At 74.1% G+C, this 16,321-nt stretch carries 14 protein-coding genes; 9 read left to right on the top strand and 5 right to left on the bottom strand.

Annotated features, from left to right (window positions below; translation table 11 throughout):
* Positions 1 to 83: 83 nt before the first annotated feature.
* A complete protein-coding gene (locus AB0J36_RS03630) occupies positions 84 to 692 on the top strand; it encodes a DUF4232 domain-containing protein (RefSeq protein WP_363660081.1) in 609 nt (202 codons plus the stop codon).
* Here the strand turns inward: AB0J36_RS03630 and AB0J36_RS03625 are convergent.
* Together AB0J36_RS03625 and AB0J36_RS03620 are read right to left on the bottom strand one after the other, a co-directional pair.
* Entirely contained in the window at positions 682 to 1,548 is an 867-nt protein-coding gene (locus AB0J36_RS03625) for an ABC transporter permease subunit (protein WP_355050919.1), read from the bottom strand. The two genes, AB0J36_RS03630 and AB0J36_RS03625, sit on opposite strands and share 11 nt — an antisense overlap.
* Entirely contained in the window at positions 1,548 to 4,412 is a 2,865-nt protein-coding gene (locus AB0J36_RS03620; protein ID WP_357128879.1) for an alpha/beta fold hydrolase, read from the bottom strand. Before AB0J36_RS03620 ends, AB0J36_RS03625 begins: the two co-directional genes overlap by 1 nt.
* Before the next feature lie 407 nt (positions 4,413 to 4,819).
* Here AB0J36_RS03620 and AB0J36_RS03615 point away from each other — a divergent pair, with 407 nt between their 5' ends.
* The 8 genes from AB0J36_RS03615 to AB0J36_RS03580 all read left to right on the top strand — a co-directional run bounded on the left by AB0J36_RS03615 (position 4,820) and on the right by AB0J36_RS03580 (position 14,156).
* Positions 4,820 to 5,989 (top strand): hypothetical protein, encoded by a 1,170-nt coding sequence (locus AB0J36_RS03615; protein WP_357392333.1) that lies wholly within the window; start codon positions 4,820 to 4,822, stop codon positions 5,987 to 5,989.
* Positions 5,976 to 8,660, top strand: coding sequence for a sensor histidine kinase (locus AB0J36_RS03610; RefSeq protein ID WP_357392332.1), 2,685 nt, complete (start codon positions 5,976 to 5,978; stop codon positions 8,658 to 8,660). The genes AB0J36_RS03615 and AB0J36_RS03610 overlap by 14 nt, the downstream gene beginning before the upstream one ends.
* A complete protein-coding gene (locus AB0J36_RS03605; protein ID WP_355050923.1) occupies positions 8,657 to 9,130 on the top strand; it encodes a roadblock/LC7 domain-containing protein in 474 nt (157 codons plus the stop codon). Before AB0J36_RS03610 ends, AB0J36_RS03605 begins: the two co-directional genes overlap by 4 nt.
* Positions 9,127 to 9,615: a DUF742 domain-containing protein gene (locus tag AB0J36_RS03600; protein WP_357128870.1), complete on the top strand. Its 489-nt coding sequence runs from the start codon at positions 9,127 to 9,129 to the stop codon at positions 9,613 to 9,615. Before AB0J36_RS03605 ends, AB0J36_RS03600 begins: the two co-directional genes overlap by 4 nt.
* Positions 9,593 to 10,348, top strand: a complete 756-nt coding sequence (locus tag AB0J36_RS03595; protein WP_357392331.1) for an ATP/GTP-binding protein — start codon at positions 9,593 to 9,595, stop codon at positions 10,346 to 10,348. Before AB0J36_RS03600 ends, AB0J36_RS03595 begins: the two co-directional genes overlap by 23 nt.
* Positions 10,349 to 10,386: 38 nt before the next feature.
* A complete protein-coding gene (locus tag AB0J36_RS03590) occupies positions 10,387 to 10,896 on the top strand; it encodes a hypothetical protein (protein WP_357128864.1) in 510 nt (169 codons plus the stop codon).
* 36 nt (positions 10,897 to 10,932) lie between these two features.
* Entirely contained in the window at positions 10,933 to 13,131 is a 2,199-nt protein-coding gene (locus tag AB0J36_RS03585) for an AAA family ATPase (protein WP_357392330.1), read from the top strand.
* Positions 13,132 to 13,259: 128 nt separating this feature from the next.
* Positions 13,260 to 14,156: a superoxide dismutase gene (locus AB0J36_RS03580; RefSeq protein ID WP_357128858.1), complete on the top strand. Its 897-nt coding sequence runs from the start codon at positions 13,260 to 13,262 to the stop codon at positions 14,154 to 14,156.
* Positions 14,157 to 14,205: 49 nt separating this feature from the next.
* On the opposite strand, the gene AB0J36_RS03575 is transcribed toward AB0J36_RS03580, so the two are convergent.
* The 3 genes from AB0J36_RS03575 to AB0J36_RS03565 all read right to left on the bottom strand — a co-directional run bounded on the left by AB0J36_RS03575 (position 14,206) and on the right by AB0J36_RS03565 (position 16,264).
* The gene (locus tag AB0J36_RS03575) at positions 14,206 to 14,715 is read right to left on the bottom strand and encodes a GNAT family N-acetyltransferase (RefSeq protein WP_357128855.1); all 510 of its coding nucleotides are present in this window, start codon (positions 14,713 to 14,715) and stop codon (positions 14,206 to 14,208) included.
* A gap of 126 nt (positions 14,716 to 14,841) precedes the next feature.
* Entirely contained in the window at positions 14,842 to 15,672 is an 831-nt protein-coding gene (locus AB0J36_RS03570) for a hypothetical protein (protein ID WP_357392329.1), read from the bottom strand.
* A 169-nt stretch (positions 15,673 to 15,841) separates the two neighbouring features.
* On the bottom strand, positions 15,842 to 16,264 hold the full coding sequence (locus AB0J36_RS03565; protein ID WP_357172476.1) for a DUF3263 domain-containing protein: 423 nt from the start codon (positions 16,262 to 16,264) through the stop codon (positions 15,842 to 15,844).
* Positions 16,265 to 16,321 lie beyond the last annotated feature (57 nt).

Here is a 16,321-nt window from a genome sequence, read left to right as displayed (position 1 = left end):
TCGGCAGGCCCACAGCGGCGATCTAGCGCGAACGACGACCGCCCGGGCAGCGGCCGGGGGCGTCGGTGCGCGAGGATCAGGAGATGATCTTCCGCAACGCCTGGGGGCGACGAATCGGCGCGGGGGCCGCTCTGCTGGTCACGCTCAGCGCCTGCGTGCCGCGCGATCACGCCGGGCAGGGCGGCGACCCCACCGGTCCCCCGCCCAAGGCCACCTCCACGACGAGTCCGACCCCGTCGGCGAGTGTCGCCCCGGTGGCCGAGTGCCCGGCATCCGGTGTCCGGATCCGCTCGACCGGCGGGGACGCCGCGATGGGGCTGCGCGCCCTCGGCCTGGAGCTGGTCAACTGCGGTGACCGCCCGTACCGGCTCAACGGGTACCCGACGGTGTGGGTCCTCGACGAGCAGCGCAAGCCGATCATCCTGGCGGTGCAGAACGGGGCGAAGGACATCACGTCCGGCTACGACCAGCCACCCCGCGAGATCACCCTGGCACCCGGCGAACGGGCCATCGCCAGCGTCCTCTGGCGCAACCTGGTCACCGACTCGACGGTGGTCGCCACCGACGGGGCGTACCTGACGGTGGCGCCCGCCGCCGGTCAGCCGGCCGAGGAGGTCGACCCGGACGGCCCGGTCGACGTGGGCAACACCGGGCGGATCGGCGTCAGCGCCTGGCGGACGCCTACGACGTGATGTCCTTGCGGGTGAAGCGCCAGAACGCCAACCCCCAGAACAGCGTCGCGTAGCTGATCGCCGAGATGGTGCCGCGTACCACGTCGTCGGTCTGCACCGGTGTGGAGAGCAACCCCAGCCAGGCGGTGCTGAAGTGGGTGGGCAGAAAGTCCCGCAGCCCGCCCAGGGCGGTGATCTGGTCCAGGATGCTGGACAGGATCCACAGCAGGACCGCTCCGCCGACCGCGCCCAGCGCGGCGTCCGTCGTCACCGACAGCAGGAACGCCAGGCCGGCCACCACCAGGAGTACGACCGCCAGGTAGCCGAGTACGGCCAGCAACCGGAGCAGCCCCTCCCCCGGCTCCAGCTCGGCGGCCACTGTGCTGCGCAGCGGCGACCAGCCGTAGCGCAGGGTCCCCGCGAGCAGGGCGGTGCCGGCCAACAACACCAGGGCCAGACCCGAGTACGCGAGCGCGACCACCAGCTTCACCGTCAGCAGCCGGGCCCGGGGTACCGGGATCGCCAGCAGGTAGCGCAGGCTCCCCCAGCTCGCCTCGCTGGCCACCGTGTCGCCGCAGAACAGCGCGACGACCACCACCAGCAGGAACGACGCCGACACGAAGATCGAGAAGAGGGTGAAGTTGAGCCCGCCGGAGGTGGCCAGGTCGACGAGGCTGGCGAACTCGTTGTTGCCGTTGTCGTCGTCGCCGCCGGAGTTGAACTGGAAGGCGATCAGGATGATCAGCGGCAGCAGCACCATGAACCCGAGCGCAAGCTGGGTCCGCCGCCGGGACGCCTGCCGGCGGAACTCCGCCGCGAAGGGCAGGGTGGCCGACGGCCGGTAGCCCCGGGCCTCACCCGCGTCGACAACAGCCATCACCGGTCACCGCTTCCCCGAGAGTTCTCGCCCACCAGGGCGAGGAACGCGTCTTCCAGGCGTCGCCGGGGCACCACCCGGTCCACCCCGATGCCGGCGCGCACCAGCTCGGCCACCACCTCGCTGCGGGCCGTGCCGTTGGTGTCCACCACCAACTGCCCGTCGCTCTCCGGCAACACCCGTACGCCGTGCAGCCGGTCCAGCACGGCCCGCGCCGCCTCCGGATCGGTGACGTCGAACAGCACGCTCGGCGACTCGCCCACGATCTCCTGGACCGGCCCGGAGGCCACGATCCGGCCCTTGTTGACCACCACCGCGTGCGTGCAGGTCTGCTCCACCTCGGCCAGCAGGTGACTGGAGACCAGCACCGCCCGCCCGTCGGTGGCGTACCGCTGCAGGACCCGGCGCATCTCGGCGATCTGCGGCGGGTCGAGCCCGTCGGTCGGCTCGTCCAGCACCAACAGCTCCGGTAGGCCCAGCATGGCCTGGGCGATGGCGAGCCGCTGGCGCATGCCGTGGCTGTAGTTCTTGATCTTCCGGTGCACCGAGTCGCCCAGCCCGGCGATCTCCAACGCCTCGTCGAAGTGCGCGTCCTCGGCCGGTCGCCCGGTGGCCCGCCAGTACGCCCGCAGGTTCGCCAGGCCGGAGAGGTGCGGCAGGAATCCCGGCCCCTCCACCAGCGCCCCGATGCGGGACAGCACCGGCGAGCCGGGCACCAGCCGACGACCGAACACGTAGATCTCCCCGGCGGTCGGCTGGGTCAGCCCCATCAGCACCCGCAGGGTGGTGGTCTTGCCCGCGCCGTTGGGCCCCAGCAGGCCCACCACCTGACCCGGGTGCACCTCGAAGTCCACGTTCGACACCGCCACGAACCCGTCCGCGTACTCCTTGCGCAGCGCGCGCACGGCCAGCGGCGTGTCCGCGTACTCCGGATGCACCGAGCGGTCCTGGCGGCGATGCCGGCGGCGGACGACGGCGACGACCACGACGAGCCCGATCACGATGGCGGCGAGCAGGCCGGCGAGCACCCAGCGCCAGACGGTCGCCGCGGTGGGGATCGGCTCGCCGTCGACCGTGGGCAGGCTGACCGCGCCGTCCGCGGCAACCGTGTAGACGGTGGGCGCGGCGGGGGTGGTGTACGCCTGGTCGGAGCTGGCGACCACCAGGCGCAGCCGGTGCCCCGCCTCGATCCGGCGGACGATCCCGGGCAGCGTCACGGTGACCGGGCGGGCGTCCTGCACCCGCTGCGGCAGGCCGGTGAGGCGGATCGGCGCGACCAGGCCGTTCGGCAGGGTCGCCGCGCCGTCCTTGTCGACGTCGTAGAGCTTGACGAAGAGCACCGCTTCGCCGGTGGGCGAGGCGGCCCGCACGGTCACGGTGGGCGCGCCGGCCACGTCGACCGCCTCGGTGAGCGGCGTCGACTCGAAACGCGCGTGCTGGCCGGGCACGTCGCCGGCCACCCCGTCGAGCAGCGAGGCGAGGCCGCCAGCGAACGGAATCGAGGAGATGGCGGCCGGGTTGCCGTTCGGCGGGTTCGCGATCGGCTGCGCCGGACCGGCGACCGCCACCTCCCGGCGGGCGTTGCCGGCCAGGCCGGGGTAGTCGGCGCGGCGGAAGCCGGTGGCGACCAGACCCCGGTCGAGCGCGTCGAACCCGGCGATCCGGGACCAGGTGAAGTCGTCGCCGGGCGCGTCGCCGTCGCCCTTGACGTAGTGGTCGAGCCACTGGACGGTCAGGAACTTCACCCGGTCGGAGTCCGAGCGCGGTCCACTGCCGCCGTCGTGCCCGCCGGTGAACCAGGCGACCCGCACCGGGGTGCCGGCGGCGGCGATCCCCCGGGCGTTCGCGTCCGCCTCGCCGAGCGGAAAGAGCGTGTCCGCCTCGCCCTGCACCAGCAGGGTAGGCGCCTTGATCCGGTCCAGCACACCGGCCGGGCTGGACCGGCGCAGCAGGTCGACGGCCGCCTGGTCGGCCCGGCCCGCGGTGGCGATCCGCAGGTACGCGGCGCACACGTCGGCCGCGAACCGCCCGCAGGACGGGTCGGCGGCACCGGCCGGTAGGCCACCGGACGCGGTTCCGGGACCCGCGCCCGGCCCCGGGCTCGGTGGACCGGCGGACGCCGGCGCTCCTTCGGGCTGGGCGGCGGTCGTACCGGCGAGCCCGGCCGGGCCGCTGCCCACGTTGCCGCCGCCGCCGAAGAAGAGGCCGGCCCAGCCCTTCTTGAACACGCCCTCGGTCGGCGCCCCGCCGGTGCTCTCCGGCAGGAAGGCGCGGGACAGGTCGTTCCAGGTGATCATGGGGACGATCGCGTCCACCCGGCGGTCCTGGGCGGCCAGCAGCAGCGCCAGGCCGCCGCCGTACGAGCCGCCGACCACGCCGACCTTCGGGTCGCCGGGGGCGTCGGTCCGCACCTCGGGCCGGGCGGCCAGCCAGTCCAGCAGCCGCTGGGCGTCGCGCACCTCGTAGTCCGGGTTGTCCAGGTGGATCTCGCCGCCGCTGCGGCCGAAGCCCCGCGCGGTCCAGGTGAGCACCGCGTAGCCGCGTCCGGCGAACTCTTCGGCGTCCGAGCGCACCGACTCCTTCGTGCCGCCGAAGCCGTGCGCCAGCAGGACCGCGGGGACCTTCCGGCCGGACGACGCGCCGGACGGGAGGTACAGGGTGGTGTCCAGGTCCACGGGGGCGTCGCCGGACGGTCCGGAGCGGACGGTGAGCATCGCGCTCTGCGTGCGGACGTCCGATCCCTGCGGCCACACCGCCCAGGTCACGGCGGCAGCCAGCAGCACGACGACCGCTGCTGCGGCGATCGTGCGGCGGCGGGTGGGCAGGGCACGCCGGAACCACGCGGCCGGCGACGGCGATCTCATGCGGCACACGGTACGGCGCGCAGCCTGAGCATTGGCTGAGATCCGCCGTACGTCCGTCCGGTTGCCCCGATCGGTGAACCGGTCTGGTGCGACCGAGCATCAGGCGTGGCGGGCCAGTGAGTTGACTTCGGATCCTGTGAATTCCGATCTTTCGCGGATATCACCCTCGATGCCTTCATGTCACACCAACGAACCGGACAGAGCGTGCCCGGAACCCTGACGAACGGTGACATCGCTCGAACTGACGCAAACCTGACTCGTCGCAACCGGCCAGCTCGCCTGGGGTTCGATTAGTTTTCCGGTCCGGTGGACGGGACTTGTCGGCGTGCCGAGCCAGCCCACCACACGCTCACCCGAGCGACCCGACACCGCGCCGATCCCCCGCCCGACGCCGGAGGAGACACCCCATGACAGTCCCCGCGCCGCGGGCCCGTCGACGAACGTCCATGCTCGGCCGTTCGCTGCCGTTGCTGCTCATCGTCGCGCTGCTCGCGCCGGTCGGCACGCTCTTCACGTCCACCTGGCGACACACCGGCGACGATCGGAGCCTGGCCGACCGGGAACGACTCGGCGTGGAGTACCTCCGCGCGCTGGCCCCGGTCACCGAGACACTGGTGGAGGCCCAGACCACCGCCGTCGCCGGCCGTCCCGTCCCCGGCGAGCCCCTGACCCGTGCCGTCGAGCAGGCCGCCGCGGTGGACGCCCGCATCGGCGGAGAACTGCGCACGCAGGAACGGTGGGCCGGGCTACGCGCCAAACTGGAGGCGCTGCGCGACCGCAGCCCCGCCGACCCGGACGCTGCCTACACCGCGTACGGCGAGGTCACCGACCTGCTGCTCGCCCTGCACCGCAAGGTCCGGGAGAGCTCGGGGCTGGGCCGTGACCCGGGCGCCGACTCCTTCTTCCTGCAGGACAGCGCCGGCCAGAAGCTGCCCGAGGCGGTGGTGGGCGCCGGCCGGCTCGCCGACCTGGGTGTGCTCGCCGCTCGACGACCGGCCGCCGAACGACCCCGGAGCCTGATGGAGATGACCGGCCTGCGGGTGGCCGCCCTGGCGCCCGCGACCGACGCGGTCGACAACCTGCGCTCCGCCGTGGACAACTCGGAGAGCACCGACCTGGGCGCCAACGTGCTGACCCCGCTCGACGCCTACCAGCGGTCGGTGGAGGCGATGGCCCTGTACTCGACGCCCAGCGCCTCCGGAACCGTGGACCAGGGCCAACTGGCCGCCACCGCGCTCAACTCGCGCAACGCCGCCCGGCAACTTCAGCCCGTCATCCTCGGCGAGCTGGACACCCTGCTCACCGAACGGATCGACGGGTTGGCCCAGGACCGGTGGCTGGCCGCCGGGGCGGCCGGGGTGGCCGCGCTGGTGCTGATCTGGCTCGCCGTACTACTGATCGCCGCCGACCGGCGGACACGCCGGCGGGCCGCACCGGACGCCACGACCCCGGCCACCCCGCCGCCCGGCGACCCCTGGCAACCACCGGCCGCGACCGACCTCCGACCGCTGCAACCGGTGGGCGCGGCCCACGAGCCGGTCGCCGAACAGTGGGGGCCGTTCGATGCTGCTCGCTAGGCTCCGGATCCGCGGGAAGCTCGCGCTGCTCGTGGTAATTCCCCTGCTGAGCATGGTCGGCCTCGCGGTGCCCGTGGTGCTCGACCGGGTGGCCGCCGCCCAACGCGCCGCCGACATCACCGACCAGGTACGGCTCGCCAGCCGGGTCGGCAGCCTCGTCCAGGACCTCCAGCAGGAGCGCATCCTGTCGATCGGCTTCCTCCTCGGCCGGGTCGAACGCTCCGAGGTGATCCGCAAGGCGGCCGACGTGGACGACCGGGTGGCCGACCTGCGGGCCGACGGCGGAGACGCGCTGACCGAGCAGGTCGACCACGCGCTCAACGGGATTTCCCGGCTGGGCGACCTGCGCAGGGCGGTACTGGCCCGGAGCGCGAACCCCGGCCAGGTGATGGACGCCTTCGGCCCGGTCAACCGGGAGTTGATCGGATCGCTCCGGCTGGTCTTCAGTGTGGACACCGAGACGTTGCCCGGCCGCCAGGTGCTCGCCCTGGACGGGCTGCTCCGCGCCGACGAGGGCATCGGCGCCTGCGCCACGCTGAGCATCCTCGTCAAGGCGATCGGCACTCCGGACACCACCGCCGGCTACGTGGCGTGCATCGCGGCCCTCCAGGTCGACAACGCGCGCTTCCGCAGCCTGATCACGCCCGAGCAGCTCAAGGTGGCCCAGCTCAACGACGCCGCCGTGGCCGCGCGTACCAGCCCCGACTTCCTGATCACCAGCGCCCGGGACCCGGCCGGGGCGGTCCGCGACGTGCCGATGGAGGCGCTGTTCCCCGCCGTCCGCACGATGATCCGGCTCGGTCAGTTCGTCGAGAAGAAGATCGTCGCCGACGTTCTCGCCGAGGTGAAGGCCGACCAGCGGCGCGCGCTCACCGCCGCCTACCTGGTGGCCGGCGCGGCGGCGCTGATCCTGGCGCTGGTGGTGCTGCTCAGCGCGGCGGTGGCGCGTACGGTGGCCCGACCGCTGACCCAGCTCACCCGCTCCGCCGACCGGGTCGCCCGGGTCGCGGAGGCGGAGCTGGTCCGGGTCACCGACGACGAGGCGGAGAGCGCCCAGTCGGTCCGGTTGCAGCCGGTGGTCATCTCCTCCAGCGACGAGATCGGTGACCTGGCCCGGGCGTTCGACCGGGTGCAGAACACCGCCGCCCAGTTGGTCGAGCGGCAGATCGCCGGCCGGCGCAACGTGGCGCAGATGTTCGGACACGTCGGACGGCGTACCCAGAACCTGGTGAGCCGGCAGCTCGCGCTGATCGACCGGCTGGAGCAGCAGGAGGCCGACGCGGGCCGGTTGGAGCACCTGTACCGGCTCGACCACATCTCCAGCCGGCTGCGCCGCAACGCCGGCAGCCTCGTGGTGCTCTCCGGCTCGGCGGGCGCCGACGCGCACACCGCGCCGGTTCCGCTGGCCGACGTGGTCCGGTTGGCGCTCGGCGAGATCGAGGACTACACCCGCGTCGACGTGCAGGTGCCGGCGGGTGTCGCCGCCGCGCCGGCCGTCATCGGCGACCTCGTCCTGGCACTGGCCGAGCTGATGGAGAACGCGACGGTCTTCTCCCCGCCGCACACCCGGGTCGTGGTGACCGGCGAGACCTCCGGTCCGGGCGCCCGGATCACCGTGGTGGACCACGGCATCGGCATGAGCGAGCAACGGCTCGCCGAGGAGAACGCCCGGCTCACCCGGCGGGAACGTCTCGACCTCGCGCCGACCGAGGTGCTCGGCCTCTTCGTGGTGGGCCGGCTGGCTCGCCGCCACGGCTGGGAGGTGCGTCTCGCCGCCACCGTCGGCGGCGGCGTGACCGCCCAGGTGGAGATTCCCCAGGCGTCACTGGTGCTGCGCCGCGCCGACCGGGCCGGGGCGACGGTCGCGCGGGCCGCCGTACCGGACCGGGGACGACGGCTGGCTCTCGACCCCGCCCGGGGCGCTCGTGCCCGGGGGGCCGCTGCCGCGCCGGCCACCGCCGCGCCGGCCGTCGCCGCAGCCGCCGCTGGGCCAGCGTCCGGCTTCGACACGGACCTGCTCAGCCGGGCCACCCGCAGCCTGGAGTCCGGCGAGTCCTGGGACGCCTTCGGCGCTCGGGAGTCGGCGGACGCCGCCGCGACCGCCCGTACGACACCGCAACCCGCCGCCGTCGCGCAGAGCGCCACCACGGCGGGAACGTCCGCCGGCCCCCGGATCCGGCAGCGGGTGCCCGGCGCGAGCCTCTCCGCGGCCGCCGCACCCAGCCGGCCGGTCGACGCCGCCAGCGCCGACCCGGACGCCGCCCGCGCGCTGGTCGAGGCGTTCCAGTCCGGCGTACGCCGGGCCGAGTCGAGCGCCCCGCCCGCCGATGGTCCCGGCGGGAACTGGTCAATGCGGACGGTCACCGACCCGCCGACCAGCGCGGGGCCCACGGCGGCGGATTCCGGCGCTACCGTCGACCTGCCCACCACCCCGGGCGGCTTCGGCCCGACCGTGGCGGACACCGGCGGCACCAACCGGGGCCGTCCCCGGCTGAGTCGGCGCGTGCCCGGCGCGAACCTGACGGTCTCACCGCCCAACCCACCAGCCAGCCCGCAGCTCGGCGACCCGGCCGAGGTGCGCAGCCTCATCACCGATTTCGAGGCGGGCGTCGCCCGCGCTCTCCGCGAAGTCAGCCCAGATCGTCGGAACGAAGAAGGATCATCACGGTGACCAGCCCCTTCCTGCACGACAACGTCGACCAGACCCAGCCGGCCGCCGCCGGGGACCTCAGCCCCGAGGCCCGCACGTTCAACTGGCTGCTGGACTCCTTCACCTCCAGCACCGCCGGGGTGTTGGAGGCGATCGCGGTCTCCTCGGACGGGCTGCTGATGGCCATGTCGGCCATCAAGGACCGCTCCAACGCCGAGCGTCTGGCCGCCGTGGTCTCCGGCATGACCAGCCTCGCCGGGGGCGCGGCCAGTTGGTACGCGCTCGGCGGCCTCAACCGGGTGATCGTCGACATGGCCGACGGATACCTGTTGATCAGCGCTATCAGCAGCGGTTCCGTGTTGGGTGTCGTCGCCGACCGCTCGGCGAACCTGGGCACCGTCGCGTACGAGATGACGCTCTTCGCCGGCCGGGCCGGCGGCGCGCTCACCCCGCGCCTGATCGCCGAGCTGAAGAACGCCGTTCAGCAGTGACTCCCGACGTCGCCGGCGAGGATCCGGACCCGGAGCCCGGGGCACGGATCCGCCCCTACCTGCGCACGCCGCACCCGGGTGGGGGCGGCGCGTCGGCGGCGCCGGAGCCGGCGCCGGGGCCGGCTCCGGACGACAGTGGCCCGGCCGGTCTGCGGCCGTTCGTGCTCACCGCCGGGCGGGTGGCCGGCGCCGATCCGGCGATCGGACTCGAGACGCAGGTGACCCGCTCCGACGTCGCCCGCTGGACGGGCACGCCGGTCAGCCTGCTGGCGCCGGAGCTTCAGGCGATCATCGCGCTCTGCGCCGAACCCATCTCGGTAGCCGAGATCTCCGCCCGGGCCCGGCTGCAGTTCGGCGTGACCCGGGTGCTGGTGGGCGACCTGCGGGCCGCCGGGCACCTGGACGTGCACGTCACCGACGCCAACGACGCCTACGACCCCGACCTCATCCTGCGAGTGATTGATGGACTTCGTGCGATCTCCTGAATGGCCGGTCGTCCCGATCGGGGGTCTCGCCGGCAACAGCGCCACCGCCCGCTACGGCGCGGCCCCGGGCACTCCTCCGGCGTCCGGACGGGCCAGCGCGCCACCGCCGACCGGGCCGCCACCTCCGTACCGGCCGCCGGCCGACACGGGACCGACCAGCCGTCCGTCGACCGCGCCACCCGTACCGGTCAAGATCCTCGTCGCCGGTGGGTTCGGGGTGGGCAAGACCACCACGGTCGGCGCGATCTCCGAGATCGCGCCGCTGACCACCGAGGCCGAGATGACCAGCGCCGGCATCGGCGTGGACGACCCGGGCGTACGGTCGAACAAGACCACGACCACGGTGGCGATGGACTTCGGTTGTGTGACCATCGACCGCAGCCTCAAGCTCTACCTGTTCGGCACCCCGGGGCAGTCCCGCTTCGGCTTCATGTGGGAAGACCTCGCCCGGGGCGCGCTCGGCGCGCTGGTGGTCGTCGACAGCGCCCGACTGGACGACTGCTTCCCGGCGATCGACTTCTTCGAGCGGGCCGGTCTGCCGTTCGTGGTGGGGGTCAACGCGTTCGACGGGCGACTGGCCCTGGAACTCGGCGAGATCCGCTGGGCGCTGGCCATCGGCGACCATGTACCCCTGGTGCAGTTCGACGCCCGGGACCGACTCTCCGTGCGGGACGCCCTGCTGGTCGTCCTGGACCGCGCGTTGGACCGGGCCACCCGGGACAGGAAGGCCTGAGCCGACCGGCTCCGGCCGTGGCGGGAAGGGGTGATCTGGTGAGGGGCGACCTGGACGAGACGCTGGCCCGGCTGGCCCGGCGCGAGGAGGCGCTGCGCCGGCGGGCCGACGACCGTGACGGCACCACGCCACCACCGGGCCCGACCGCCGCGCCGGGCGTCACCGCGCCGGCCCGCAACGCCGGGCCAGCCCGGCACGCGGAACGGCACGACCCCGCCGACGACGCCGGGTGGGGGCCGGTCGAGGAGGTGACCGAGGCGGTACGCCAGGTCGTCGGCGCGTACCCCGGGCTGGCGGTGACCGTCCGGGTGGAGCACGACGGTCGGACGTACCCGCTGCGGATCTCCTGGGACGGCCCGGACGTGACGGTCGGCCCGGAGCCGCCGGCGGCCCCGGTGGAACCCCCGCCGTCCTGGCCGCTCTCCGGGCGGACGGTCCCGTCGTGGGCGTCCGGCCCGGACGGGTTGACGCCGGACCCGGCGGCCCGCCTGGCCGAGTTGATCCGAAGCGACCCGTCGCTGCTGGACGAGTTGGATCCGCGGCGCTGAACGGCGTGACCGGCTGACGGGTACTACGGTCGGGCGGTGGCCCCACCCGACCTGACCCTGACGGCGAGCCTTCGACCGGCCGCGCTGGACGCCCGACGGGGCATCGTGCGGCTGCACCCGGAGGCGCTGACCGCGCTGGGTCTGCGACCGGGCTCGCCGGTGCGGCTGACGGGTCGCCGGGAGACCGCCGGGATCGTGGCGGCGGCCGGGGCGGGCGCGAGCAGCGCCCTGCTCTACGCCGACGACCTCACGCTCGGCAACCTGGGCGTACGGGACGGCGCGTCGGTGCGCGTCTCGCCGCTGCCGCTGACCCCGGCGGCCCGGGTCACCCTGGCCGGGCCGGTGGAGGTGATCGCGGCGGTCAGCCCGGAGATGCTCCGGCTCGCCCTGCTCGGCAAGGTGGTCACGGCCGGCGACGACGTGTCGCTGCTGCCGCAGGACGTGCTGCCGGACGCGTCGACGCGCGGTCTCGTCGAGGCGGCCCGGCGCAGCCTCGCCACCAGCGTCGGCTTCGCCTGGACGAGCACCCTGCTCACCGTGGTCACCGTCGAGGAGTCCGCCGGGTCGCTGGTCACCATGGACACGGTGGTCGCCTGGGAACACGGTCCGGCCACCCTCGGCGCGCCACCACCGGCCGGGCGGCCCGGGACGGTCGACGCCGTCGACGAGACGGACGCGCCCGACGTGGACGAGCTGCCGGGGTTGCGCGCCCAGGCGGACGAGTTGACCGAACTCCTCGACCTCGGCTTCCACCACCGGGAGGTGCTGGGCCGGCTGGGCACCACCATCTCGCTGGGCGTGCTGCTCTCCGGACCGGCCGGCTCCGGGAAGTCGGCGCTGGTCCGGGCGGTCGCGGCCCGGGTGGGTGCCCGCGTACACCCGCTGTGGGCGCCCGAGGTGGTCGCGCTGGCCGACCAGGCCGCCGCCGACCGGCTGCGCGCCGCCGCGACGGCGGCCCGTACCGCCGGGCCCGCGGTGCTGCTGATCACCGACGTGGAGGCGGTGGCCCCGGCGGACGAGCCCGGTCCGCTGGCCACGGTGTTCCGGCAGGTGCTCGCGGAGGTCGTCCGGGCGGGGGTCGCCGTGGTCTGCACCACCAGCCGACCGGAGGCCGTCGACGTGGCGCTGCGCGCCCCGGACCTGCTGTCGCTGCGGATCAGCGTGCCGCTGCCCGACGCGCCCCTGCGCCGCGAACAGCTCACCGTGCTGACCCGGCAGGTCCCGCTCGCCGACGACGTGCGGCTGGACGAGGTGGCCGGCCGTACCCCCGGGTTCGTCGCGGCGGACCTGGCCGCGCTGGTCCGGGAGGCCGGGGTACGCGCGGCGCTGCGGCAGAAGTCCGCGTCGACGCCCACGGTGTCGATGGCCGACTTCACCGCCGCCCTGGAGGTGGTCCGGCCGACGACGATGGCCGCGTCGACGTTGGAGTTGGCGTCGGTGACGCTTGACGACGTCGGCGGACTGGACGAGGTCAAGCAGACGTTGACCGAGTCGGTGCTGTGGCCGTTGACCTACCCGGACACCTTCGCCCGCCTCGGCGTGCAGCCACCGCGCGGCGTGCTGCTCTACGGACCGCCCGGTTGCGGCAAGACGTACCTGGTCACCGCGCTCGCCGGGTCGGGCCGGGCGAACGTGCTCTCGGTCAAGGGCGCGGAACTGCTCTCCAAGTGGGTGGGCGAGAGCGAACGCGCCGTACGCGAGCTGTTCCGCCGGGCCCGGGAGGCCGCGCCGACGCTGATCTTCCTGGACGAGGTCGACGCGTTGGCCCCGGTACGCGGGCAGGCCACCGACGGCGGCACCACGGATCGGGTGGTCGCGGCGCTGCTCACCGAACTGGACGGGGTGGAGGCGCTGCGCAACGTGGTGGTCGTCGGCGCCACGAACCGGCCGGACCTGGTCGACCCGGCGCTGCTGCGGCCCGGCCGGCTGGGGCGGCTCGTCTACGTGCCACCACCGGACGGTGCGGCCCGCGCGGAGATCCTGCGGGCCGCGTCCCGGAACGTGCCGCTGGCATCCGACGTCGACCTGGCCGCCCTCGGCGCGGACCTGGGCGGCTTCTCGGCCGCGGACTGCGCCGCCGTGATCCGGGAGGCGGCGCTCGCCGCGATGCGGGAGTCGCTGGCCGCCGCCACGGTCACCGCCGCGCACGTCGCTACCGCCCGCGACCGCGTCCGCCCGTCGCTGGACCCGGCCCAGGTCGCCTGGCTGGCCGCGTACGCCGCCGAGCGGGACTGAGCATCGCTCCAACCTTCTGGGGTACGCGGAGCGTTACCAGGGCAGCACATTCCTCAGTGGAGAAATCCACTCGACGACTGGCGGTGACCCTCTTGCGCAGGCTGCTCTCTCTTATCGTCGTCCCGCTGATGGCGGCGACAACCCTCGCCACGGTCGGTCCGGGCGCGAACGCCCAACCGAGGACGTCGTTCCCGTCCCGGATCGCCCTGCCCGACGGCTACTCCCCCGAAGGGCTGACGATCGGCCGGGGCACCACCGTCTACGTGGGCTCGGTCGGCAACGGGGCCGTCTGGCGGGGCGACCTCCGTACCGGACACGGTTCGGTGTTCATCGCGGGCGCTCCGGGGCGGGAGAAGGCCGGTCTCAAGCTCGACCCGCAGGGCCGGCTGTGGACCGCCGACTTCTCCGCCGGCACGGCGAGCGTCTACGACGGTGCGACCGGCGGGCAACTGGCCAACTACCGGTTCACCGACGAGCCGGGCAGCATCGTCAACGACCTCGTGGTCACCCGGCACGCCGTCTACTTCACCGACTCGGCCCGGCCGGTGCTGTACGTCGTACCGCTGCTTGCGGGTGGTCGGCTGCCCGCCGCCACCGCCGCCCGGGTACTGCCGCTCACCGGCCCGGCCGCCACGCCAGACGCGTTCAACAACGGGATCGTGGCGCTTCCCGACGGGGACCTGCTGGTCGACCAGATGTTGACCGGTCGGCTGGTCCGCGTCGACGCGCGCACCGGCGCCAGCCGTGTCGTCGACCTCGGCGGCTACTCGGTGGACCGGGCGGACGGGCTGGTGCTGCGCGGTCGCACCCTCTACGTGATCCGGAACCTGAGCAACGTCGTCGCGGTCGTCGAGCTGAACGCCGCCGGCACCGCCGGGGTGGTCCGGCGGGAGATCACCAGCCCGGCGCTGCGGTCGCCGGCCACCGGCGACCTGCTCGGCTCGGCGCTCTACGTGGTCAACGGCCGGTTCGACGTCGAGCCCGGCCCGACCGTCGACTACGACGTCGTACGACTGCCCGCCTGATCGGACGGTCGGCGGTGGCCCCGGCGGGGTCGCCGCCGATCCGTTCCGCTCAGCGAGCCGGCGGCGTCGAATCCAGGCAGATTTCGGCGTGCACCTTTCCACCATCTGAGCGCAGTTTCGCACCGCATTTCTCGAGGATGGCGAGCGCGCCGACATTGTCCGGCGTCGTCTCCGCGACGACCGCACGCATTCCGGCGCGGGCGGCGACGTTGAGCAACTCACGCAGGGCGGCCGCGCCGATGCCCTGGCCCCGCGCCGAGAGGCCGAGCCACATGCCGGTCTCCACCGTGCCCGGTTCATCACAGCGCGTCATCCGGATCATGCCCACCACCTCGCCGCCGACGAGGATCGCGTACATCTGCGAGCCGGTCGGGCCGTCCAGGCCGGCGAAGCTCGCCCGGTGGAACTCGCGAAAGGCCTCCCGGCGGGCGAGCGACCAGCCGGCGGGCGCCTCCACGGGAGGCATCACCTCACCCGGCTCGGCCTCGGCAGCCGCTACGGAGAGCAACGGCTCCAGATTCCGCTCGTCCACCGGCTCCAGCCGGACCGCACTCGCCACGTGCCGCAGTCTGCCGGCCCCATCGGCCGAAGTCCACCCCATTGGGCAGCGGATGGCGGTCCGGCCACGGGTACCGGCCGGTCGGGCGGTTCGCGTGTTTCTCCTCACGCTCCGTCGTTATTTGGCCTATGGCCCGAACTCGCAGAACACCACCGAGGCGTCGTCGGTGGGCTTGTGCCGGCGGAGCCGATCGGGATGATCGCGCTCGGCGTCCCGGACCCGACCGAGCAGCGCGGCCGGGCCTTCGGCGCTCAGCAGGTCGAGCAGTCCCGCCCAGTCGGTCAGCCCGAACTGCTCGACCGCGCTGGACGCGCCGTCGCTGAGCAGCGCCGCCCGGCGCAGGGCCGCCGAACCGTGCCGGGGCAGCGTCCCGGTCACCGCGTGGAAGGCCGCGTCCGGGTCGGCCGCCGCGACCCAGTAGCCGTGCGTACGGTTCATCCGCTCCCGCTGGATGCTTACCGCGTGCCGGAAGCGCGTGACCGGGTCCGACGCGCCCGCCGGCACGGTGGCGAGGGTCTGCCGCAGCTCGGCCATCGCGCTGTCCAGCCGGTCGTCGGTCACCACGGTGACCTGGCCGTCCACATCGAGCACCAGCGGACTGTCGCAGAGCACCAGGTAGTCGACCTGGTCGCCGCAGTCGCGCAGCAGGCAGACGGTGCTGGACGGGGTGCCCGGGTGGTCGAGGTCGCACTGCCCGCCGTGGTCGGCGCGGACGGCGAGAATGGCCGCGGCCAGGTTGCTGGTCAGGCGGGCCGCCGGGCGGGCCGCCTCGGCCACCGCGAGCCGGGCGGCCAGGTGTCGGACGTACCACTCCGGGCCGTGGACGCAGCCCGTGTCGAAGCCGTCCGGGACGGTGGCGCCGTCCAGGACACCGACCAGCGGACCGAACTGGAAGACCATGTCCTCGTTGACGGGCCGACCAGGGGCCGGCGCGGACGCGGAGCGTACCCGCATCATCAGCAGGACCCTGCCGCGGTCGTACCCCTCATGGCCCGCTCCCTCCGTTGACCCGTGCCACGGTGACGAGACGGGCGTCGCGTACCCGCGCGCGCGAGCTCCATTCCTGCGCTGCCGGGTGTCGCGGCGGCCCAGCGGTACCGTCGTCCAGCCGGCGCCACCGACACCGTCAGCGGCGGCGGTTGCGGGCCCGCGACGAGCGCAGCCGGCGGAGCCGGCCGATCAGCACGGGATCGGCGGCGAGCGCCGCCGGATTGTCCAGGAGACCGTTGAGCAGTTGGTAGTACCGGGTCGAGGAGACGCCGAAGGTGTCCCGCACGGCCTGTTCCTTGGCGCCGGCGTGCCGCCACCACTGCTGCTCGAAGGCGAGGATGGCCAGTTCGCGGGTGGTCAGGCCCGCCTGTGCGGGGACGGGCGGGGCAGGCGTCGCCTCGTCCGACGACGCGGTTCCGGCCGGCTCGCCCTCGTCGGTGCTCTCGACGGAAGGCGCGGCCCGGGGAGTCGGCACGCTCGGCGCGACGCCGCCGGCCGCCTCGGCCGGACGAGCGTCGGTGGACGGCTCGGGGGCGACCGGGGTGGCGTCGGCGGACATGACGTTCAGCCTAGTCAGCGACGGCCATGGTCGCAGTAGCCGGCGCGGCCGGCCCCG

The organism is Micromonospora sp. NPDC049662, from assembly GCF_040675055.1.
Lineage (GTDB): Bacteria > Actinomycetota > Actinomycetes > Mycobacteriales > Micromonosporaceae > Micromonospora.
Note: the sequence above shows the minus strand (reverse complement) of the source record. Positions and strands in the feature narration are given on the sequence as shown.